Here is a 5,631-nt window from a genome sequence, read left to right as displayed (position 1 = left end):
GATTGGTGCAAGGGCATCGCCGGCGGTGTCTTCTGCGCCGAACCGGCGGCGACACCACCGAGCTTTTGCGGAACGAAGGAGATTTCTGTCGCGCTGGCAGATGGCTTCGCCCAGAACCCCTGGCGGCAGATGACGACGGCCGCAGCGATCAACGAGGCCAGCCAGTGCCCGAACGTCACCGGCTGGGATCACACAGACGGGCAAGGTAACACCCAGAAGGCGATTTCCGACCTCAGCGGTCTCGCAGCGCGCGGCGTCAACGCCATTGTCGTGTTCCCCGATGCCGGCCCGGCCATGCTGCCGGCGATCCGCGATGCCTTCAAGCAGGGCAGCACCGTCGTGCCGTACCGAGCCCGTGTCGGTGGTGAGGAAGGCAAGGATTACAGCGTTTTCGTCGGCACGAACTTCCACCAGGACGGCGTCGACTGGGGAAAATGGATGGCGAAGGCCCTCCACGGCAAGGGAAATGTCGCCTATCTCGGCGGACCTGCCGGAACCAGCCAGAGCCGTGAGCGCGCCGATGGCATCCTCGAAGCGTTCAAGGACTATCCGGGCATCGTCCAGATCGGGCAGAAGCCGTTCGAAGTGACGAATTGGGATTCCAGCATGGTCGCCAAATCACTGGGCGCGCTGATTGCCCAGTATCCGCAGATCGACGGTGTCATCGCCGACCTCAGCATGGGCGTTGTCGCCTCGGGCGTCTTCGAACGCGCCGGTCGGCCGCTTCCGCTTATTGCCGGTGAAGACGCCAATGTGTTCGGCTGCACCTGGAAGAAGCTGCATGACGCCGACGCGAAGTCCACCTTCCAGTACACGACAAACAGCGCCGAGCAGTGGAACGTACGTCTGGCCGTACGCTGGGCGATCGCCGAGGCAGCCGGCGGCAAGATGGATCAGCCGCTCGTCATAACCGACCCCAACGGCACCAAGCATACGGTGGCCGAGGCCGGTGTGAAGGAAGTGACGAACTTCCAGCTCGAGGATTCGCTTGCCGGAACGGTTTTCTGCAATCCGAAGCTTCCTGAATCCGCTTCAAACGGCACCAGCCTGCCTGACGAACAGGTCCTGGCAGCCCTCAAGGGCGGTCTCTGATCTCGAGCCAAAAGGGGCGGGCTTCTGTCCGCCCCTTCATCTCCTCAAGCAGGATGATGGAAGTCACTTAGGAGGATCGACCCATGGCCACCGTCGAGCAGCTTCAGGCTGACAGGGCAACGCCGACCAGTACTGCGTTGGACAGCCCGTTGGGTTTGCGCATGCAAGGCGTGTGGAAGCGTTTCGGCAATGTCGTCGCCGTGAAGGACATCTCGTTTGACGCGCGATGTGGCGAGGTTCATGCGCTTCTGGGAGAAAATGGCGCAGGCAAGTCGACATTGATGGGCATTGCCTCCGGAAATTTGAGCTTCGATCAGGGTTCGATCGAAATATGCGGACAAACTGTAGATCGCTTGAGCGCGGCACAGGCGCAACGGCTCGGGCTCGCCATCGTGCATCAGCACCCGGCAGTGCTTCCTGATCTGACGGTGGCTGAAAACCTGCTGCTTGCAGTTCCAGCAGCGCTTCGAACGGATTATGCGAATGCCAATGACTGGGTAGTCGCCCAACTCCATCGTGTTGGCTCTGCCGTTCATCCCAAGACCCGGCTGTGTGATGTCGACATAGCACAAAGCCAACTGATAGAACTTGCCAAGGCGCTTGCGATCGACCCGAAGATCCTCATTCTTGACGAACCCACCGCGGCTTTGACAGCCGACCTTGTCGATATCCTGTTTCGCAACGTGCGCCAAGCCGCGGCTCGCGGCGCGGCGGTCATCTACATTTCGCATCGGCTGCAGGAAATCAGACAGATCGCAGACACTGTCACCGTCATGCGTGACGGAGAAGTGAAGGGATCGGCACCTGTGCGCGATGTCAGCGATGACCAGATCCTCAACCTCATTGTCGGACGCACCGTTACCAAGCAATTTCCGCCCAAATCATCCGGTGTCATGAGTGGCGCAAGTGTTCTTGAGGTCAAAGGGCTTTCGGGCGCTGATTTCGTAGACATCAACATGTCGGCGCGTGGCGGCGAGATCGTTGGTATCGCCGGCATTACCGGAAACGGCCAGAGCGACTTCCTGCGTTCGCTGGCAGGTCTTGGAAATGCCCGTGGAGCCGTCACTCTGGACGGGAAGACCGTGCCGCTCGGCAACCCGGGTGCCGCTCGTAGTGCCGGCATTATCTATCTGTCTCCCGACCGCCAGCATGAAGGCCTTTTTCCCAGTCTTTCCGTGCGCGAAAACGGTACCATCTCGGCCCTGTCACGTTTCGCGAACTTTGGCGTCGTGAACCGTTCGCTCGAACGGCGGCAAATGGAAGCCCAGCGAGTGGACCTGAACATTCGCGCGGCATCGATCGAGCAGAATGTCGCCACGCTGTCTGGCGGGAACCAGCAAAAGACGATCCTGTCACGAGCTCTCCTGGCAGAGGCTTCACTCGTGCTGGCAGAGGAGCCGACAGCCGGGGTTGACGTGGGTGCCCGCGCCGAAATCTATCGCATCCTGCGTGACGTCGCTTCGCGCGGGACATTGGTGGTTATCGTCTCATCCGATATCGTCGAGCTTGAGGGCCTATGCGACCGCGTGCTGGTCTTCTCCCGTGGGCACGTCGTGGGCGAACTCTCAGGCCAAGACGTCAATGAGGCCAATATCGGCCGGACCATGATAACGGCCACCACCCATCGCAAGACCGACCAGCAAGGACGAGACAGATCCGGCACTACGCGCTCTTGGCTGCGAATGGTTGCCGCCGGCGACTATGTTCCAAGCTTCGTGCTTGCCGGGCTAATCGTGTTGCTGGGCCTGGTAGCGTCTGGCCACAACATTCGTTTCGTCTCAGGCTTCAACATCGAGAAGATCCTGTTCCTTTCCGCAGCACTGGCGTTCGTCTCCTTTGGCCAGATGTGCGCAGTGTTCACCGGCAGGATCGATCTGTCGGTCGGACCGTTGATCGGCTTGAGCCTCGTCATCGCGTCATTCTTTTTGAATGAAGGTGCCGGCATGGGAACGATAATCGTTGGCGTGTTGGCCGTGTTTGGCGCCGCAGCCCTCGTCGGCCTGACCAGCGGGACCTTGGTTCGGTTCGGGAACTTCACCTCCGTCGCCGCGACGCTAGGGGTTTACATCATCATTCAGGGCATCTCGGTGTTGCTGCGGCCCTATCCCGATGGAGCCATCAGCGCCACCGTCATGGATACCATCAAAGCCACAATCGGTAGCATTCCGGTCGTGTTCATCGTCGCGCTGGTCCTGGCAATCATCCTCGAAGTCGGTTTGCGCTACAGCCGTTGGGGAATGAGCTTGCGCGCCGTTGGCTCTAACGAGAAGGCAGCGGCGCATATTGGTGTGCGCACAGGCTGGACCGTCGTCGGCGCGTTCATCGCCTGCAGCTTGCTCACAGCGCTTGGGGGCATGATGGTGGTGGCGCAGCTCGGCATCGGCGATCCCAATCAGGGCATCGAATACACGCTGGGCAGCATTGCCGCAGTGGTCCTCGGCGGAGCCAGTCTCTTTGGCGGACGCGGCAGTTTCATCGGCGTGCTGCTTGGCGCCGTCCTGATCCAGGAAGTCAATTCATCGATGGTTTTCCTGGGCCTGTCGCAAGCCTGGCAATATTGGTTCATCGGCCTGCTGACCCTGATCGCAGTGGCAGTCTATTCACAGGCCCGGTCAGCGTCCATCGAGAGGCCGTGAAACGAACTGCCGCAGACTGGATATACAACGTCGAGTGCGCGAAGATCCGCTAAGAAGGCGCAAGATCTCCCCCAACCGCATGTCGACGCTTCCGCTCACTTGATGATGCCGATCTTCTTGCGATCAATGGTCACGAATACGGCGCAGACCAAAACCGTACCCTTGACGATATTCTGAAGGTACGGATCGACACCGGCCATGTTCATGCCGTTGGAAAGCAGAGTGATGATCAAAACGCCCAGCATGGTACCGACAACACTGCCTACGCCTCCAGTCAATGGTGTTCCGCCGACGACCACCGCGGCTATGACGTCCAGTTCAAGCCCCTCCCCGAGTTGGGCGGTGGCGGCCATGGCGCGCGCGGCTTGTAGCAAGCCGGCAATGCCGCACAAGGCACCGAGAAGCACATACATATAGATTTTCACGCGCGCGACCTGAATGCCCGTTAGAATGGCGACACGTTCCCCACCGCCTATGGCGCGAACCTCGCGCCCGAACACCGTCCTGTTGATGATGCCATACGCGACAACCATTAGCACCAGGCCAATGATCACGGAGTGCGGAATGCCCAAAGTCCGATTGGTATAGACATCAAGGAATTGCTCATCCTCGATCGAGACAGGAGCGCCACGTGTAAAAAGCAGCACGATGCCGCGATAGACCACCATCGCTCCCATGGTTGCGATGAAGGACGGCACCTTGCCTTTGGCCAGGAGAACACCGTTGATCAATCCGGCAACAGCACCGACGGCAATGGCGGGAATGATCGCCGCGGCGCCAAGGCTGTCAGCTGTCAATGCGGCTGCCAATGCCGCGAGTGCAACAATTGAACCGACCGAAAGATCGATTGAACCGGCCATGATGACGAAGGTCATGCCGAGCGCAGCAACCAGCAGCACCGTGCCCTGTTGAAGCACGATGAGAAGGTTGCTGAAGGTCAGGAAGCGTGGCGAGGCCATCGAGAAGATCACAATGAGCAGGACGAGCATGGCAAGCGGAAAGCCGCGTTTGACGACTTCGAACTTGGCATTGACGCCGGGTTCCCTGGTTGCGTTCGGTGTCTTGGTGGCGATCGAGGTCACGTTCGTTTCCATGGTCAGGCCATATGTCCAATAATGTCATGCTCGGTGGCATCGGCTGCCGTCTCGATGCGATGCGTAATTTGTCCTTGCCGGAGCACCAGCAAGCGGTCCGACATACCGATCAGTTCGGGCATGTCTTCTGATGACAGGATCACGGCGAGGCCCTGCGCCGCCTTCTGCCTGACGAGGCGATAGATTTCCGTTCGGGCGCCGATATCGACCCCGCGTGTAGGATTGTTGAGCAGGAGCAAGCGCGGCTGGACAGCCAGGCATTTGCCGATCACCACCTTTTGCAAATTACCGCCCGAGAGCGAACGGCAGGACGAATCGACGCTTTGTGTCTTGATGCCGATCTGGGCGATCAGGTCACCCGCGATAGCAGTGGCAGCGGCGCGATCAAAGAACGGCCCATGATGCGGCGGGCGGGCCATCACCAGATTGTCGAGGATACTGAAGTCGGCGATCAGGCCCTCATTGTGACGGTCACCCGGCAGGTAGGCGACGCCCTGTCCCCAGGCGAAAGTCGGACTCGACGGCGCATAAGAACCACCCGCAAGCTTCATCGAGCCACCACGCAAGGGCAAGTCGCCGCAAATGGCTGCGAACAGCGCCTCGGCGCCAGCGCCCTTCAATCCGGCAAGGCCGAGGATTTCGCCGGCATGCACATCCAGGCTGACGCCGCCGAGTTCTCGCCCAACGGCGACCTCGGAGGCTTCGAAGACAACAGGCTTGCCTGGATCTCCCGGCGGCCGCGGCGGATAGATGCTTCTGGCGAGCTCGCGCCCCACCATGCGGCGATGAATTTCATTCGGCTCGATCTC

General features: G+C 60.1%; 4 protein-coding genes. 2 read left to right on the top strand and 2 right to left on the bottom strand.

Annotated features, from left to right (window positions below; genetic code table 11):
• Together EN879_RS22575 and EN879_RS22570 are read left to right on the top strand one after the other, a co-directional pair.
• On the top strand, nucleotides 1-1,092 hold a 1,092-nt coding region (locus tag EN879_RS22575; RefSeq protein ID WP_127274253.1), incomplete at its 5' end, for a substrate-binding domain-containing protein.
• An 83-nt stretch (nucleotides 1,093-1,175) separates the two neighbouring features.
• Nucleotides 1,176-3,728 carry an ATP-binding cassette domain-containing protein gene (locus tag EN879_RS22570; protein WP_063170562.1) on the top strand — a complete coding sequence of 851 codons (2,553 nt, stop codon included), beginning with the start codon at nucleotides 1,176-1,178 and terminating at the stop codon, nucleotides 3,726-3,728.
• Nucleotides 3,729-3,823: 95 nt separating this feature from the next.
• Here the strand turns inward: EN879_RS22570 and EN879_RS22565 are convergent, their stop codons facing one another.
• Together EN879_RS22565 and EN879_RS22560 are read right to left on the bottom strand one after the other, a co-directional pair.
• Nucleotides 3,824-4,810 carry an ABC transporter permease gene (locus EN879_RS22565; protein ID WP_158515814.1) on the bottom strand — a complete coding sequence of 329 codons (987 nt, stop codon included), beginning with the start codon at nucleotides 4,808-4,810 and terminating at the stop codon, nucleotides 3,824-3,826.
• A 14-nt stretch (nucleotides 4,811-4,824) separates the two neighbouring features.
• On the bottom strand, nucleotides 4,825-5,631 hold an 807-nt coding region (locus EN879_RS22560; RefSeq protein WP_164774523.1), incomplete at its 5' end, for an ATP-binding cassette domain-containing protein.

The sequence above is a fragment of the Mesorhizobium sp. M7A.F.Ca.AU.002.02.1.1 genome, from assembly GCF_003998535.1.
Classification (GTDB): Bacteria; Pseudomonadota; Alphaproteobacteria; order Rhizobiales; family Rhizobiaceae; genus Mesorhizobium; species Mesorhizobium ciceri.
Note: the sequence above shows the minus strand (reverse complement) of the source record. Positions and strands in the feature narration are given on the sequence as shown.